This is a genomic window from Vulcanisaeta sp. JCM 14467 (assembly GCF_001316245.1).
Lineage (GTDB): Archaea > Thermoproteota > Thermoprotei > Thermoproteales > Thermocladiaceae > Vulcanisaeta.
The window spans coordinates 52,493-67,763 of the sequence record NZ_BBDM01000009.1; the positions used below are offsets into that span (position 1 = coordinate 52,493).

General features: G+C 44.9%; 22 protein-coding genes and 1 tRNA gene. 15 read left to right on the forward strand and 8 right to left on the reverse strand.

Features of this window, described 5'->3' with window-relative positions:
- Positions 1-101 precede the first annotated feature (101 nt).
- The 4 genes from JCM14467_RS09190 (at position 102) to JCM14467_RS20075 (ending at position 2,959) form a co-directional block, all read left to right on the forward strand.
- Positions 102-890, forward strand: coding sequence for a hypothetical protein (locus JCM14467_RS09190; RefSeq protein ID WP_252901250.1), 789 nt, complete (start codon positions 102-104; stop codon positions 888-890).
- Positions 891-955: 65 nt separating this feature from the next.
- Positions 956-1,609, forward strand: coding sequence for an SAM-dependent methyltransferase (locus JCM14467_RS09195; RefSeq protein ID WP_054849899.1), 654 nt, complete (start codon positions 956-958; stop codon positions 1,607-1,609).
- On the forward strand, positions 1,590-2,561 hold the full coding sequence (locus JCM14467_RS09200) for a cobyrinate a,c-diamide synthase (RefSeq protein WP_342765515.1): 972 nt from the start codon (positions 1,590-1,592) through the stop codon (positions 2,559-2,561). The genes JCM14467_RS09195 and JCM14467_RS09200 overlap by 20 nt, the downstream gene beginning before the upstream one ends.
- Positions 2,546-2,959 carry a hypothetical protein gene (locus tag JCM14467_RS20075; RefSeq protein WP_342765512.1) on the forward strand — a complete coding sequence of 138 codons (414 nt, stop codon included), beginning with the start codon at positions 2,546-2,548 and terminating at the stop codon, positions 2,957-2,959. The genes JCM14467_RS09200 and JCM14467_RS20075 overlap by 16 nt, the downstream gene beginning before the upstream one ends.
- Here the strand turns inward: JCM14467_RS20075 and JCM14467_RS09205 are convergent.
- Entirely contained in the window at positions 2,956-3,630 is a 675-nt protein-coding gene (locus tag JCM14467_RS09205; protein WP_054849900.1) for a hypothetical protein, read from the reverse strand. The two genes, JCM14467_RS20075 and JCM14467_RS09205, sit on opposite strands and share 4 nt — an antisense overlap.
- 86 nt (positions 3,631-3,716) lie before the next feature.
- Here JCM14467_RS09205 and JCM14467_RS09210 point away from each other — a divergent pair, with 86 nt between their 5' ends.
- The 10 genes from JCM14467_RS09210 (at position 3,717) to JCM14467_RS19490 (ending at position 10,369) form a co-directional block, all read left to right on the forward strand.
- Positions 3,717-4,355, forward strand: a complete 639-nt coding sequence (locus JCM14467_RS09210; protein ID WP_054849901.1) for a hypothetical protein — start codon at positions 3,717-3,719, stop codon at positions 4,353-4,355.
- A gap of 67 nt (positions 4,356-4,422) precedes the next feature.
- Positions 4,423-5,136 carry a hypothetical protein gene (locus JCM14467_RS09215; protein ID WP_054849902.1) on the forward strand — a complete coding sequence of 238 codons (714 nt, stop codon included), beginning with the start codon at positions 4,423-4,425 and terminating at the stop codon, positions 5,134-5,136.
- A 175-nt stretch (positions 5,137-5,311) separates the two neighbouring features.
- Positions 5,312-6,385, forward strand: a complete 1,074-nt coding sequence (locus tag JCM14467_RS17555) for an HAD-IC family P-type ATPase (RefSeq protein ID WP_252901251.1) — start codon at positions 5,312-5,314, stop codon at positions 6,383-6,385.
- Positions 6,382-6,951, forward strand: a complete 570-nt coding sequence (locus JCM14467_RS17560) for an HAD family hydrolase (protein ID WP_342765516.1) — start codon at positions 6,382-6,384, stop codon at positions 6,949-6,951. Before JCM14467_RS17555 ends, JCM14467_RS17560 begins: the two co-directional genes overlap by 4 nt.
- Positions 6,909-7,463 (forward strand): HAD-IC family P-type ATPase, encoded by a 555-nt coding sequence (locus tag JCM14467_RS17565; protein ID WP_252901252.1) that lies wholly within the window; start codon positions 6,909-6,911, stop codon positions 7,461-7,463. Before JCM14467_RS17560 ends, JCM14467_RS17565 begins: the two co-directional genes overlap by 43 nt.
- A complete protein-coding gene (locus JCM14467_RS17570; RefSeq protein ID WP_252901253.1) occupies positions 7,421-7,777 on the forward strand; it encodes a hypothetical protein in 357 nt (118 codons plus the stop codon). Before JCM14467_RS17565 ends, JCM14467_RS17570 begins: the two co-directional genes overlap by 43 nt.
- Before the next feature lie 301 nt (positions 7,778-8,078).
- Complete coding sequence (locus tag JCM14467_RS20080; RefSeq protein WP_342765513.1) at positions 8,079-9,392, forward strand: TSUP family transporter; 1,314 nt, start codon at positions 8,079-8,081, stop codon at positions 9,390-9,392.
- A 10-nt stretch (positions 9,393-9,402) separates the two neighbouring features.
- Entirely contained in the window at positions 9,403-9,594 is a 192-nt protein-coding gene (locus JCM14467_RS17585) for a hypothetical protein (RefSeq protein ID WP_252901254.1), read from the forward strand.
- Positions 9,570-10,196, forward strand: a complete 627-nt coding sequence (locus tag JCM14467_RS17590) for a sulfite exporter TauE/SafE family protein (protein ID WP_252901255.1) — start codon at positions 9,570-9,572, stop codon at positions 10,194-10,196. Before JCM14467_RS17585 ends, JCM14467_RS17590 begins: the two co-directional genes overlap by 25 nt.
- A 41-nt stretch (positions 10,197-10,237) precedes the next feature.
- The gene (locus JCM14467_RS19490; RefSeq protein ID WP_256359237.1) at positions 10,238-10,369 is read left to right on the forward strand and encodes a hypothetical protein; all 132 of its coding nucleotides are present in this window, start codon (positions 10,238-10,240) and stop codon (positions 10,367-10,369) included.
- Positions 10,370-10,900: 531 nt separating this feature from the next.
- Here the strand turns inward: JCM14467_RS19490 and JCM14467_RS09235 are convergent.
- From JCM14467_RS09235 to JCM14467_RS09245, 3 genes are all read right to left on the reverse strand, one after another.
- A complete protein-coding gene (locus JCM14467_RS09235; RefSeq protein WP_054849903.1) occupies positions 10,901-11,263 on the reverse strand; it encodes a hypothetical protein in 363 nt (120 codons plus the stop codon).
- Positions 11,260-12,435, reverse strand: a complete 1,176-nt coding sequence (locus tag JCM14467_RS09240) for a hypothetical protein (protein WP_054849904.1) — start codon at positions 12,433-12,435, stop codon at positions 11,260-11,262. The genes JCM14467_RS09235 and JCM14467_RS09240 overlap by 4 nt, the downstream gene beginning before the upstream one ends.
- 184 nt (positions 12,436-12,619) lie before the next feature.
- Positions 12,620-12,708, reverse strand: a tRNA-Ser gene (locus JCM14467_RS09245).
- A gap of 104 nt (positions 12,709-12,812) precedes the next feature.
- On the opposite strand from JCM14467_RS09245, the gene JCM14467_RS09250 reads away from it, so the two are divergent.
- Entirely contained in the window at positions 12,813-13,115 is a 303-nt protein-coding gene (locus JCM14467_RS09250; protein WP_252901256.1) for an ATPase, read from the forward strand.
- A gap of 45 nt (positions 13,116-13,160) precedes the next feature.
- Here JCM14467_RS09250 and JCM14467_RS09255 read toward each other — a convergent pair whose 3' ends face one another.
- The 4 genes from JCM14467_RS09255 to JCM14467_RS09270 all read right to left on the reverse strand — a co-directional run bounded on the left by JCM14467_RS09255 (position 13,161) and on the right by JCM14467_RS09270 (position 15,239).
- Positions 13,161-13,766 (reverse strand): M20/M25/M40 family metallo-hydrolase, encoded by a 606-nt coding sequence (locus JCM14467_RS09255; RefSeq protein WP_054849905.1) that lies wholly within the window; start codon positions 13,764-13,766, stop codon positions 13,161-13,163.
- A 5-nt stretch (positions 13,767-13,771) separates the two neighbouring features.
- The gene (locus tag JCM14467_RS09260; protein WP_054849906.1) at positions 13,772-13,984 is read right to left on the reverse strand and encodes a hypothetical protein; all 213 of its coding nucleotides are present in this window, start codon (positions 13,982-13,984) and stop codon (positions 13,772-13,774) included.
- Between the two features lie 61 nt (positions 13,985-14,045).
- Positions 14,046-14,480 (reverse strand): M20/M25/M40 family metallo-hydrolase, encoded by a 435-nt coding sequence (locus JCM14467_RS09265; protein WP_054849907.1) that lies wholly within the window; start codon positions 14,478-14,480, stop codon positions 14,046-14,048.
- Between the two features lie 6 nt (positions 14,481-14,486).
- Positions 14,487-15,239 carry an RAD55 family ATPase gene (locus JCM14467_RS09270; RefSeq protein ID WP_054849908.1) on the reverse strand — a complete coding sequence of 251 codons (753 nt, stop codon included), beginning with the start codon at positions 15,237-15,239 and terminating at the stop codon, positions 14,487-14,489.
- Positions 15,240-15,271 lie beyond the last annotated feature (32 nt).

Below are 15,271 nucleotides of genomic sequence, written 5' to 3' on the forward strand. Positions count from 1 at the left end.
AATAAATCTCCCTTACTTATAAGGCTATTATTTTAATGCATCTTATGCACTAATAGAATCGTATTTATTCAGCTGAATATATACATAGTTGATGAAATACCATGTCAATGAATAAGTCCCTGATCGACCATGGCTATGATAAAGGCATTCAATTATTACGGCAAGGTCTCCTGGCTGAGATGGCTATTGACGATGCAATTAAGGAATTACTGGTTTATATTATTTATAATGAACCAATAACATTATATAAAATTTCCAAGAATACGAAATTCGCAATCTCAACAGTGTATAAGAAGGCCAAGAGAATGGTTCAATATGGGTTAATAAAACCACTGAGTATTTATGGAACTAGTAATGAGAGATGCGCATATGTATCAACAGTTAAGGGATTACTAACGTGTCTGACCCTTAATTGTATTGACGATAGGAATATCATCATTAATAAATTATGCCAGAAATGGCGATTGAGGAATTACTGCTGCCAAAGGATTGTAAGCATAGTACGTGTATTACCCATATTGATAAGCATTGATAATGAGATCATGAGGATGATAGACGATCCTAAGGCCATTATGGCATCAATACTTGAACATAAGGATCAACTAAAGCTCCTAATTAATGACCATGAATTGTTTAATGATGTGATTAATACAGCCATGCATTACTTAATTAGTAGGTTGATCATTGATGGCGGCATAATCACGAAATCCTCAATCCTAATTGGTAATGAAAAATTTGTGGTTAATCTAAGCCTTGGCGGCACTGCATATATCTACACGTGCAGGCTTTGTGGGAAATTATGCGCAGGAATGAGGATATCCGTTCATAATACTAAGTGTGTCTTATTAAATGTAATTAAGGAGTTAGGGATTGATGATATTTCGGGGTGAAGGTTTTACATGCCATGTGTAATAACCATTATTTAATCACCATATCTCATTAGTCCAGGTAATGGGTGATCATTATCCCAATTTACGTGGTTGGTGTAGGTCCCTGGGACCCTGACTTAATAACTATAAAGGCAATTAAGGTATTAAGTAAAGCTGACGTTGTATTTTACGGATCATTAGTCAATGAGGGGGTCATAAACAGATACGCACCCAACGCCAGGAGGGTCTTCATGGGCCATGTAAGGGGCGATGCGCATAGGGAGTACGTGGCCGAGGCAATAAGGCTAGCGCGGAAAGGTCTTAACGTGGTCTTCCTCAAGAATGGTGACCCGGTGGTATTTGGTAGGGGTGTTGAGATTTGTAGGGAGGCCCTACGCAACGGAATACCCTGCGAGATAATTCCTGGAGTCAGTAGTTTCACGGCGGCTGCTGCCAGGTACATGATTGAGTTGAGTGGTGTGGTGGCTTTGATTGCGTACCCGAACATTAACAATGACGTTAATGCCGATGTTAAGGTTATCTTCATGGGTACGAACATGATTAAGGAATTAGTTAGTAAGCTAGATGATAATCATGAAATGATTGTCGTTAGCAGGGTTACTTATCCAGACGAGGAATTCAAAAGACTTCGACCAGGTTCTAATGTCATTGATAATGCTAAGTCTCCATCGTTAATCTTCATATTGAGGCGTGGTGACCATGGAGGTAACAGTACCTAGGCTCGTGATAGCTTCGTACAAGGGTAAGAATGGTAAAACCACGGTAACACTGGCACTGGCGTATGCCCTAATCAAGACTGGGTTTAGGGTATCAATGTTTAAGGTTGGGCCTGACTACATAGACCCAAGCTACCACTCAGTAATCACTGGTACACCCAGTAGGAATTTGGATTACGTATTGATGGGTGATAAGGTAATAACGAGGTTCTACAGGTACTCACTTAACTCGGACATAGCAATCATAGAGGGTGTCTCGGGACTCTACGACAGTGTTGATGGGGTCAGCGAGGTGGGTAGCACCGCCCAGGTGGCTAAGCTCCTCAGGGCGCCGGTTGTCCTGGTCATTAACGGTGAGAGGATTAATAGGACCGTGAGGGCAATAATTAGGGGGTTAAGGGACTTCGACAGTGATGTGAAGATTGTTGGTGCAGTCGTGACTAATACCACGGAGAGGCAGGTTGATAAGTTAAGGATTGCGGTGGAGGGTGAGGGCCTTGAGTTCCTGGGTTATGTGCCTAGGAGTGATGAGCTTGAGGAGGTCATGCAGTATAGGCATTTGGGACTGATGCATGCTGGGGAGGTTGATAAGCAATACCTTGTCAAGGTGTTCAGTGAGACTTCGAGGTTCATAGATGTTAATAAGGTTGTTAAGGTTGCCAGGGAATACTCGGAGGCAATCGATGTGAGGAGTGACGAGGGGCTGAATAATACTGAGCCGCCTAGTAATGATTTAAGGGTTGGTATACTGGGTGGTAGGGTATTCACGTTCTATTACCCAGAGGTAATAGAGAGGATTCAAGCATTTATGAGCAATATCAGATTCATAGACCCGGAGATAGATCAAGAACTCGGTGATATAAATCTATTACTGATTGGTGGTGGTTTCCCCGAGGTTTATGGGAAGTACCTTGAGAGGAATAGGGCCTTGAGGCTGATGTGCGTAGGTTCATAGACTCGGGTAAGTACCTATACGCCGAGTGTGGAGGCTTGATGTACCTGACGAACTCAATAATATACAATAATGAGGAGTATGAGATGGTTGGCGCCATAGACGCGGTGACAGTGATGCACAAAAGACCAGTTTGGTATGGTTATGCAAGGGCGAGGATCATTAAAGATTCAATAATTGGCGGATCCGGCACGGTGTTGATGGGTCACGAATTCCACTACTCATCATTGATTCTCCATGGGGGTTACGACTTCGTGATTAGGTATGAAAGGGGTGCGGGGATTAATGGGTATGACGGTTTTCAGGTGAATAATGCCTACGCCCACTACCTGCACATCCACCCAGACACGTATGACGTAATTGGCAGGATAATCAAGAGGCTCCTGGATCATGAGAATTAATTGAGTATGTAATTGCCACCACACTGCATTGCCAATACCCTAACCCTATTATTATCGCCCATGAATGCCACGGATTTACAACCGTTTATGTCGGTCGTTGGGAAGTAATCAATCAATGCCTTGGCAATCACCCTACTTGCCCTACTAACTGTGTCCCTATCCCCATACTTACTGACCAATACCTCATATAGTGAGTCAACGGTTGCTAACTTGAGATTGTTTGGTAGTATGAGTAAAACGTTCCTGGGATAATCCTGATAAAGCGCCATGAGTTCGGCACTCAGCCTTCCCCCACTACTCAGGTAGAGAAGTCTCACGTAACTCATAACCTCCTCATCACTAAACCCCGCCAATCCCCAACCGCCCTTAATGGCATCGACTGCGGCCCACGCGGTATCCTCATCCACATTGCCAATATGCATGAAGTATGCAAAGAGGAGTAATAGGTAACCACTAATGCTTATCAAGTACTTATTCCTGCTAACCCTCTCGAGAAGCCCCATCATCTCCAACTCGGAGACCTTCCTATAAAACGTCGCCCTACTAACGTGCCCAGCCAATGACAGCCACAATGGGCTTGGTGCATCATCCCTAGTAGTCTCGCGGATGGCATGGAGTATTAGCTTTAAAATCATTAGGTGTACAATGTCAACGCCTATTCCCGGAATCATTATGTATTTTTCGTTGTAGAATTAAAAAATTCTTTATTTCATGTGGAATTAATTTTAAATCTCATAATTATGAGACTAAGACAATAATGGGGAGACAATGTATAGAATTGAACCTACCTAATGAACTTGATGAACTAATCAGGAACGCCATAAACCTAGTCAGGGCGCGAGACCCAAGTAGTAGGGTTAGGGAGAATGCTGACCTATTTATTAAAGTCCATATAGTACCAATTAAGGAATTCATTGAGATTAATGACAATAATGTTAGGGTTAAAATCAATACTGAGGGTAAACTAATCATTAAAGGAATATCAATAATATCAAGTAATATTAAGCCATGTAAACCACGGATAAAGAAGGAATACTTACCACTATTGAATATTTACCTTACTTATGAGGTGAGGTTACTAACAATGTTTCATGACTACCTTCTTTGTAATGACGCGCTTAATTACCTAATGTGGGCTTACGACAATGCCATTAACGGTCACCTCATCAACGAATTAGTCAACCGCGGCATTAAGGAAAAGAACATTATAAAGGCACTAAATGAAATATTTAACACAATTATCTGCGATTTAACTAATTACATACTGGGAATCCAAACATATGTGGATCATGAAATGCTTAAGGAGGTTCTTAGAAAAATTAATGGTTCAATGCTCATAATATTGAAATTAAGTGATGATTGCATCTATCTAGGCCTTACTAATTTGCCCAGTTAATTTCCTCGCTTTTGCTTTACGTGGATTGTGGAATAACATTAATAAATAATTTTACATAAGTATCATTGTGAGTAATATCGATATAATGAATAGTATTATTGAGAATGCAATAACTAAGGTTAGGCTATTTGAACCGAACTCATTAATTAGGGAGAAGGCCGACATGTTCGTTAAAATTCACCTTATCCCAATAAACCAATTAATTAAGGTTGAAGAGGGCTCGATCGTCCCTACTACATATATAATCGACCTAGCATTGATAGGACCTTCCGTGACGCGTATAATGGATTACTTAAATATGCATGAAGGAGGTTCATTAACCTTTGGCAGGAGGGTGGGAAAGGCTAGAAATAAAGAACAATTAATAACTAATTACATTGAATTAATTATAAAGACACTGAGGTTCTTCAATAATTATTTCGTGTGTAGGCACGTCCTTGACCACGTTGCTTGGGCATACGATGAGGTTATGAATAATAATGCGGTAGTTAGGCTTTTTAGGGATGTGTTTAAGGATGATAAGGAGGTTGATAAGGTATTGAATGAGATATCAAAGCATATCGTTGTATCAGTAACCGATTTCTATAATGGGCTAAGGAAGTGGATTCTTAACAATGAGTTAAGAAGGCCATCATATATACAATACTTCATAGTAAACGAAGTGCTAAGGAAATTATTACCTAATGAATATTTAATAATAGCCGAGGCCAATGAAGATTACTTTTACATAGGCCTTCTTAGGGACGTGCCATTAATAAATACGATAATTAGGATTAGCTAAGTGAATTCAAATAAAGAATTTTATTCTGCTTTATTCAACATACTTTATTAATTGTCAAAATTATTGAATTTTATATTAATTTAATTCCCTAAATGTGGAATAAAGTTTATAAGCTATCACGATGTCAAAAACGTGACTTATTATGTTGGCTGAGAAGTCTCGTAATTATGAGACTATGTCTGTGGAGGAAGTTTTACGGGAGTTAAGTACGAACCCAAGCACTGGGCTTAGTGAGACTGAGGTTAATGAGAGGGTTAGGAGGTATGGTTATAATGAGGTGCCTGAGAAGAAGGAGCACCCTGCTAAGAAGTTTGCCAAGAAGTTCACTGGATTCACCGCGTGGATGCTCGAGGCGGCGATGGTCGTTTGCGTAATACTTGGCCTGACGATAGACCCGGCTAGGTTGATAGATGCCTACATAATTGCGGCACTGCTCGTTGTTAATGCGTTGATAGGGTTTATACATGAGGAGCACGCCGCCAGGGCTGTTGAGTTGCTTAAGCAGAGGCTGCAGGTCATGGCCAGGGTCCTTAGGAACGGCTCCTGGCAGTCAATGCCCGCGAGGTTCCTGGTTCCAGGTGATATAATTAGGGTTAGGGCTGGCGATATAGTGCCCGCGGATGCTAAGATAATAAGTAATGAGGAGGTTGAGGTCGATCAATCAGCCCTGACCGGGGAGAGCATGCCCGTGGCTAAGAGGAGGGGTGACGTGATGTACTCAGGCTCGATAGTGAGGAGGGGTGAGGCCACGGCAGTGGTCGTCAGGACTGGGCTCAACACATACTTCGGGAAGACCGTGCAGTTAGTCCAGACGGCTAGGCCTAAGCTTCATATGGAGGAGATAATATCCAGGGTCGTCTCGGCACTACTTATCATGGTCTCAATACTCGTAATAGTTATGTTCCCACTAACATATTTCTACCTACACAGCCTAATGTTCCTCGCAGACTACGTACTACCACTGGCCATAATGCTCGTCGTATTCGCAGTACCCGTTGCGCTACCCGCCATGTTCACTGTGACCATGGCTGTTGGGGCTCAGGAAATGGCTAGAAAGGGCGCGTTGATAACGAAGCTGAGCGCCGTCGAGGATGCGGCGTCCATGACCGTGTTGTGCGCTGACAAGACGGGTACGTTGACGTATAATAGGTTAACCGTAACCCACGTAGTCCCAATGAAGGGGTACTCCGAGGATGGCGTCTTGTTATATGGAGCATTGGCGAGCAGGAGGCTAATCAGGACCCGATAGACCTAGCCTTCATAAGGGCTGCGAGGGAGAGGAAATTACTAATCAGTGATTTCGAGGTTAAGGAGTTTAAGCCCTTTGACCCATCGACTAGGCGTACAGAGGCTCTCGTGGTTGACAGGAACAATGGCGGTAGGGTATTTAGGGTCGCCAAGGGCGCCGTTAGGACACTGGCCGAAGAGTTGTGTAAGGTAAGGCTGAGTGAGGATATTGAGAATGTAATGAACTCCTTCGCTGCCAGCGGCTATAGGACGTTGGGTGTGGCTAAGTCTGAGGATGGCGTTAATTGGGAGATGGTAGGCCTGGTGGCGCTTTATGACATACCCAGGGAGGACACGCCTAAGCTCATTCAGGAACTTAGGAACTTGGGCGTCAGGGTTAAGATGCTCACTGGCGATGCTAAGCCAATTGCTAAGGAGATAGCCAAGATGGTTGGCTTGGGCGAGAATGTTATTTCTGGTAAGGAATTAAAGGAATTATTAGAAAAAGATCCACAGAAGCTGCCAAGCTCGCTGAAGAAGCTGACGTGTTTGCCGAGATTTACCCGGAGGATAAGTACTTCATTGTGAAGAGCCTTCAGGCAAGTAAGCAAATAGTTGGTATGACGGGCGATGGCATTAACGACTCACCAGCACTTAAGCAGGCCGAGGTTGGTATAGCAGTTAGCAACGCGACTGACGTGGCCAAGGCAGCGGCTAGCGTTGTGCTGACTGTCGAGGGTTTAGCAGGTATTGTGGAGCTCGTCAGGATTGGTAGGTCCACATTCCAGAGGATTGTCACGTGGATACTAAATAAGATCGTCAAGACGTTTGAAATAGCCGTATTCGTGACACTAGCATTCCTCATATCGGCACTACTCTGGCACAACCCAATATACGCAGTCTCCGCCCTCGACGTAACCCTCTTCCTATTCCTAATAGACTTCGTCACAATATCACTATCGACAGACAACGCCAAGGGATCACCAACACCCGAGAAATGGGATGTGCCAAAGCTCGTGAAGCTCGGCGTAGGGCTTGGGGTATTCACGGTAGCGAGATGTTCGGGCTACTATTCCTCGCCCTGGACTACTTCCACATAAGCAACATACACGTACTACACACGTACTACTTCACGGCAATGATGTACATGGGAATACTAACGCCCTTCATCGTCAGGGAGAGGGGGCCATTCTGGATCTCAAGGCCAGGTAAGTGGCTGACGATAGCGTCCATAGTGGACATGATCGTTGTTGCATTCATAGCATTAACAGGCTTGCCAGGCCCATGGGGGCGCTTACTAACGCCAATAACCTGGCAGGAATACGCGGCGATAACGCTATACTGCCTATTCGTAAACTTCGCAATTAATGATAGGGCCAAGTTAATGCTTGGGAGATTAGGCATAACTAGGTAATGTAGATAGAATTAAAATAATTGTTTGTATTTATATTCAATTCTTTTATTTCGTAATTATCTACAAACATTTACTTATAAATACATTCATTAATAAGTAAATTATTCATTAATCTTCAATGTAATTATTAAATTATTTCTCATTTAACGCACAAGATCGTGTAATAATGTTTATATATCGTGAAGTCAAGTTTTTGACTGATGGTGAGCCTCGTATTTGATTTACTCAAGATGCTGGAGTTTATAGTCGCGGGCATTGTGGCCGGCATGCTTGGTGCTTGGCAGGGCTTGGCGGTGGGGTTGTGCTGACGCCGGTATTAACATTGTTCTTGAGTGTTCCGATAATTTATGCGACAGGCTCCGCGTTAATATCGACAATATCCACGTCAGCAGGCTCGGCTAGTGTCTATGTAAGGAAGAGGATTGCCAATGATAGGATAGGCATCAGCCTAGTTACAGCAACAACCACAGGCGCAATAATCGGCTCATTAACAGCTAACTACGTGTACGCACACCACCTTACCTGGATCATATACGTAATATTCGGCGTGGTACTTCTCGCATCAATAATACCCACCGTGCAGAGGAGTACCTGTGAATTACCACCACCAAGGAATCCCGACTGGACGACTAAGACGTTCAGACTCTACGGTGTGTGTTACGACCCAGCACTAAAGATATGGTACAAATATTGGGGTGTTCGTTGGTGGCTCGGTTGGTTAATCATGCTCTTCGCAGGCTTTATAAGCGGGTTACTGGGTATTGGTAGTGGCGCCCTCAAGGTCCTAGCCATGGATTGGGGAATGAACCTGCCAATGAAGGTAAGCACAACAACAAGCAACTTCATGATAGGAGTGACGGCAGCGACCAGCGGCTCGCTGTATTGGTTCTTTGGCTATATAAGTCCATTCATAGCTGCTTGCACTGCGATCGGAGTCCTAATTGGCTCGAGGATTGGCACTAGGATGCTCATGTACGTTACCAATAGGCAGGTGAGGTGGGTATTCGTGGCAATATTGGCTTACCTGGGCTTTAGGATGGTCCTTAGGGGTCTCGGCAGGGAGGGCATATTACCAATAACATCAATGGAGAGAAACATAGTTGCGGCGATATTCGCATCAGTGATAATAATTTCCCTATACTTCATATTTACGTACAAGTATCAGGAGACCCAGGACGTCACGTTAAGCATCTACCAAGCCCAGCCCGAGAATCCTGGAAGGATTGAGCTTAAGTTCATAAACGTAACCAGTAACCTCCTTAAGTATGGAGTATTCATAAGCATAGCCCTGCTGGTGCTGGGGCTAATCCTAATCTTCATACACGGCGAAGGGTTAGGTATACCACTCAGTAAAATTATTGATCCCAACGGGCACGTTGATACATCAACAATGTCGATAATGACAGTTATAGCGGGCGATTTGAGGCTTGATGGACTTAGCCTAATGCTGACGGGATTACTCGTGCTAATAGCAATACCCGTGGTCATGGTCGCATTAAACCTGGTGAGATTCGCCATGGAGAGGGACGTATTATATACCGTGCTCGCAGCCATAACACTTGTTAACCTATTCCTCGCAATATTCGTATTACCCCTACTCATACTCCATAAGTGAGGTGATTAAAATGTACGTAATTGCCCAGGCCCTAACAACCCTGGTGTTAATAGCGGCCTGTGGATTAATGGCAGGCCTGCTCGGAGGCTTACTGGGGCTTGGTGGCGCCGTTATACTAACGCCGCTCCTAACGATACTGCTTAATCTACCATACAATACTCCGCAGGTATTAGTCTCGTGTCCGCAATATCAACCTCAGTAATGACCAGTTCCAGATTCTTAAGACTTGGATTACCAAACACTAGGGTGTTTATAGCGCTGTGTTCCGCAGGCACCACAGGGGCTATAATAGGGTCATTAATGACATACCACATAATAAACACGGGTTATAACTGGGTACTTTATCTAGTGTTTAGTGGTGTTATGTACATGGCTATGGCTCTCGTAATAAGGCCTAGGCAGCACGTAATAACCGCATTACCAGTAAACGTGAGGGATTCTTACGTAATTACTGGGTCTTACCTGGACCAGGCGTTAAAGGTTTACGTCAACTATGGAGTAAGGAGAAGCAGTTTAGTAAAGGCATGGTGTGTAATGCTCTTTGGGGGAGTAATATCGGGCCTTCTCGGGATTGGTGGTGGGCCAATAAATATGCTGGCCCTTTACTGGGCCGCTGAATTGCCGATAAAGGTTGCCTCAGCAACTAGCAACTTAATAGTGGGTGTAACAGCAGCAACTAGTGGGTCACTTTACTGGTTCTTCGGTTATATACAGCCTTTCATGGCCATGGCATCCGTGATTGGAATAGTGATTGGCGCAAACATAGCAGCCATGTACTACCCAGGGCCAGGGGGTCAACAATAAAGGTACTACTACTCTCAATATTTTCATACCTAGCGTATAGGATGCTCCTATCCGGACTTAGGAGGGGCGGCATCTTCGTATTACCGATCGATCTCGAATACATAACGTCGTTCATGGTACTAATAATAACACTGGGGATACTACTTGCATTGCGTAAGTACCTGAGCGAGTAAAGCTAGGGCAAATAATTACTTTTAATGAGTACACGCCATATACCATGAGGAGGGTTTAAACTCTAAAGCGCAGTATTACAATGAATGGTGTTAACCTTATCACCAACAATTGCCAAATTAATTGCTGATAAGCTCGATCTCCGCAAAGAATTGGGCTGTACCTTAGGCTTCATGAGGGTCACCTTAGAGCTGTCGAGGAGTTTTGCGCTAAAGGCAATTTAGCCTAGGCCGAGGCTTATTAAACGCCATTGCTAAACAAAGAGGTTGGGAATGTTATAGCCATAGGGACTACGACTAAATTATCGAGAGACTGTATGGAGAAACTCACGACAAGTCACTCCTGATTAGCTTTAGAATGGCTGAAGCACTACACGCTAATTTCTACCACGAATTCATGAGCAAGGAATGATTCGAAGTGCATAGGGAGACTGTACTCAGGCTAATCGAGAGACTCAGGGAATTAATTAGGCAGGGTATTAATTCCTCGGCGAATAAATCGGCGTGAGGATGGGCATGGCGTCATTTAAGCAATTACGAAGGCACACCAATGTAATAAATACATGACTGACCCGTGGATAATGGACCACTATACGTATAGCCAGGCGCTGTTGTTGGACCAACCTGGAAATTTAGACTAGACGGGTTGCCCCAGACGAAGGTTGCATCCCAAAGCACTTGAATTGCGTAATAGGCATAGTTCTGACAAACGTAATAGCCAGCACCACCACTGACTGTGTATTCGGTACTGACCAACGTGAGGTTCTCATCCACTGGTAAGTAGGCCGAGATAGTTTCGAGACTTGGCAAGTACATATTCATCTGATCATCTACTCCATATTGGAATGCATAACCGAAGGCTAGGTTCTGCGGGTTGAATGCATACGTGTCATTCATGCTATTGCCGAGTTCGGTACCTGTATTGTTGATTCAATAATACTTACAGGGTCTGAGGCGGCGGCTAACTCAACAATTATGTTAATTATTTCAGTAGCGGTACCAGCTAATTGCAATAAATAATCATAATTAGAACTGCTGGTTACGGTTATTGAGCCTGGAGCTGAGGCTATGGGCCCGTAGAAGAAGGTGTCCTCACCAGGTTTGTAGTAATACTCGTATGATGAGGCTGCATCAATGGCTATGCCCATGCCTGGGTTAGAAACCATTGAATTCTGCGGACTATTTATTGCGGAGTCCTCCAGGGCCGGCTGCACATACATCCAAGCACCTGGGTAAAATATTATGTGACCCCTCGGACTTACTGTGCTCTGCCACTGCGTTGGGTACCACATGCAGAAGTCATAGTAGTAGTAAGTAACGTTGTTATCGCTGTATGGATTTGCGATATCATTAAATGTAGGGCTTTCATAGTAACCCTCATTAATTAAGTTCGTAGAGCAGGGATCGGTTAGCTGCAGCGCAGGATCATTACTGGCTTGAATATATACTAAGTATGTGAGACCCCTAAGACTGAGTCCCGAGTATGCTACGGATATTTGTATTCTTTTGCCGCCGTATGCGGTGATTACCTCAGCAATGAAGCTGGGCCCTATCCTGTAGTACGGGATTAGGAGCAGGGACTCCGTGTAGGAGCTCCTGTGGGTTAGGCGGTAGTACTGGATTAGCGCCTCCGTTGTGCATGACTGGAGGGTGGTTACTGAGGCGTTGTAGAGCACTATGACTCCGTAACTGAGGTAGGAACCCAGCGATTCACAGTTCGGCTTTACATAGCCCAGGTCAATTATTAGTATTGAGCCTGGGCACTCACTCAATAACCTAAGCGAGCCGTTTAGGTCACTGCCCATGTACGTGACGCTTGAGCTTAGGTTGAGCCTTAGGGCCCTTGAGTAAACATTGTTGTACAGGCTTGTGGAGCCGACAATGATGATCCTGGCACCCAAGCCCCTGAAGAACTCGATAGATGCCGTGTAATTGAATAAGGCATTAGGATCAGGGGTATTGTGGTACCCAGCATTCAACGTCTTGACATTAATTAGAAACAGTAGTAATAAGGATAGCATGCCCATGATGAGCACGACCATGACGAGGGACCTTGTTTTAAGTCCCATACTCATTAATGTTTCATCTTTAGCGAGGATTTTTTTTACTCCGGCTGTTCAAATAAAATGATTCGAGTAGGATTGAATTTAAGATAAGTACGAGCCCGATAATCAGGTTTGTACGTTAACCTAGATTACGGTTTCATTAAAAAGGCATTACTAAAACGCTGCGTAGCATAGTGTGAGAAATCCTTGGTGCCGGGGCCGGGATTTGAACCCGGGCCCCCTTGCGGGGACGGACTTAGCAGGCCCGCGCCTTGGACCTAGCTCGGCCACCCCGGCGTTTTCTTGGTTGATTTCATTTGTTTTAAGTTTTTTTGTGCTGTGAGGTCGTAATGCCTTTTCTGGAATAAAATTTTAATAATGTATTATGTCTTGTTCCGTTGATGGCGAGCAGGAGGGTTATTAGGACCTTGGTAATAGCAATGTTGGTGCTTAGTCTTACGGCCTTGATCGTTCATGCCCAAGCAACTAGCCAAGCTCAGGTTGAGGCTGCCAAGTACCTTGCAGCTGGTATCGGCTTTGGCTTAGCAGCCCTTGGTGCCGGCATCGGTATTGGCCTTGCAGGTGCAGCATCAGTAAGTGCACTGGTTGAGAGGAGGGAATTATTCGCACTTTACCTAGTATTTGTTGCCCTGGCGGAGGCAATCGCAATATACGGCCTCGTGGTCTTCATCCTACTCTACTAAGCAGACAGGAAAATTAATTAAGTAAAAATTAAGGGTCATTTCTAATCACGAGGAGAGCAATCGCCTGACTAATAATGAGTAAAACCTACTCGTGACATCAAGCGACCTCAAGCTAACATACTCATTAGGGCCATGCTCATTACCACCAATCGGGCCAAAGTCAATGGTCTCAATACCAAGGGGCGAGAAGTACCTAGCATCACTAGCCCCAGCCATCTCCACGACCCTAGCCTCAACACCAAGCTCACCAAGAACCTCACCGGCCAATTTAACAAGTCTCGAATCACGCGGAGTATATAGGTAACCCCCACCACCCTCACCCTCAACCCTAACCTCAATCCCCTGGAAATCCTCCCTCAGGGCATCAGCCATGGCTTCCTCAATGGCCCTGGCATCATCAGTCATAGCCCTAACGTTAACCACGAACTCATGATAATCACCAACAAACCTATACACATTGGGCGTCGACGTAACACCATAAACACTCTGGGCCTTAACTTTAGGCACGAACCTAGTCAACGGGAGCAGGGCCTTAACCAGGTTCGTCAAACCAACATCAACCTCCTGCCGCGGGCAATCACCGCATGGTACGACCACGTCAGCCTCAACCCAGGTCGGCGTAACATTACTCTTAACGAAGCTGCCCCTCATATTAACTACGTAGCATTATTAAGCCACACATACTGCGCCAACGCAATGACCGGGTGCGAATCAACACCACCAATGAAGTAAGCCGCGTGGTACGGAGGCACCACCTTATAATCAAGCTGAAACCTCACAGTCTCCCTACGCCCACTCACGAGAGCCTTCACCGATTTAGACCTAACCCTGGCATTGAATATTGCCCTCCTCCTATTAATAATGACCATGGACTGCCCATCAGCATTAATAACATAATTGGGCCTAAGCCATTACCAAGCAGGTAATCCCTCACGACCCTAGCCCCATTCTCACCACCAACCTCCTCATCCGTGGTGAAGGCCACCATGACGGTACCCCTGTCAATACTGACCAAGTCCTCAAGGCCCTAAGGACAGCAGCCACGTTACCCTTATCATCAAGTGCTCCACGGCCGTAGGCTAGGTCACCCTCAACCGTAAGCCTAAGCGGCTCAAACCTCCACTCATTGCGCACAAAGGGGACAACGTCTAAATGAGCAAGGAGCAGTACGCGAGGCTCCCCAGAACCAATGATGCCGACCACGCTCCTATAACCGTGACTAACCAAGACCTTGGTCTTAACGCCAAGTCCATTCAAGACACCTTCCACGAAATCAACAACGCCGGGGTCAGGAAACTTACCACTCTCGGGGTCATTCACCGTGTCAAACTCAACGAGGATCTCGAGCAATTTAAGTATGTCCATGACCCACTAACCACCCTGCTGAACCTGAATTCCCAGGCTCTCCAGCGTGTTCTTAAGCATATTTCTAATCTCATTAATGTCCACGGGAACTATCGTACCCCTCGCAGTCGTAAAGTAATACCAGCTCATCGAGTGCGAGACACCCTTCATCCTCTTAACCCTCAACCTCCTAACCGGTATGCCCAGGTTCGCCATATTCTCATCAAACTCCATCTCAATAACACCATCAAACACATACTCAATACTATTAAGCAGGTTATCAATATCCTCAGTAGTCACGTGAGCCACTATGAACGTAACCATGTTATGAAGCCTCGACAAAGCCTTCAACTGCTTAAGCATCGCAACCAAACCCCTAGGGTCAATATTAATGAGTAGGTCATTGATCGAGTCAATAATGAGTCCACGGGCACCCCTCGAGTAGACGGCCTGACCAACCTTACTAACCACCTGTCCAGGGTCCAACTCAGTAATCACATCAACAACACTTGGAGCCTTAACCCTACGCTGATCACTAAGCGAGAAACCATCAATTATGAAAAGCCTACTACTGAAGTCCTTCAAGTCATTGATTATGGACTCAGGGTTATCATCAAAAGAGACATAAACAAGTGGGTAACTACTAAGGACGCTCCTGGCAAGCAACTTAACAAGCAGGGTCTTCCCCATGCCTAGGTCCCCACGAATAAGGACAAGATAACCAAAGGGAAAACCCGTGGGCAGTAAATCCTCCAGAACCTCACACTTGAGGAACTCCATAACAACCAAGGAATTAAGCCGAAACCAAATAA